Source organism: Actinoplanes sp. DH11 (assembly GCF_020873875.1).
Classification (GTDB): domain Bacteria; phylum Actinomycetota; class Actinomycetes; order Mycobacteriales; family Micromonosporaceae; genus Actinoplanes.
The window spans coordinates 1-491 of record NZ_JAHWGU010000101.1; the positions used below are offsets into that span (position 1 = coordinate 1).

At 73.9% G+C, this 491-nt stretch carries 1 pseudogene; it reads right to left on the reverse strand.

The features are described from left to right. Positions 1-491, reverse strand: a pseudogene (locus LPA41_RS40900) (hypothetical protein); the annotation flags it as partial.

A 491-nucleotide genomic window follows, 5' to 3' on the forward strand; every position in this document is an offset into this window, starting at 1 on the left:
GTCGATGATCCCGGCCTGCCGGCGGTGCACCTGCATCAAGTCCATCACCACGAGGTTCGGCCGGAACTGCCCCGCCAGCGCCACCGCGTCCGCGTCGCTCGCGGCCCGGGCGACCTGCATCCCGCGCCGCTCCAGCGTCCCGGTCAGCGCCAGCGCGATCTCCGCGTGCTCCTCGATCAGCAACACCCGCGGGGGGTGCTGCTCACTGTCACGCGGCGCGAGCGCCTTCAGCAGCACTGCGGGATCGGCGCCGTACGCGGCATCGCGCGAGGCCTGTCCGAGCCCGGCCGTGACCAGTACCGGCACCTCGGCCGCCACCGCCGCCTGCCGCAGCGACTGCAGTGCCGTACGCGTGATCGGCCCGGTCAGCGGGTCGACGAACAGCGCGGCGGGAAAGGCCGCGATCTGCGCGTCGACCTCCTCGCGCGAGTGCACGATCACCGGCCGGTAGCCGCGGTCGCTCAGCGCCTGCTGCGTCGAGACGTCCGGCG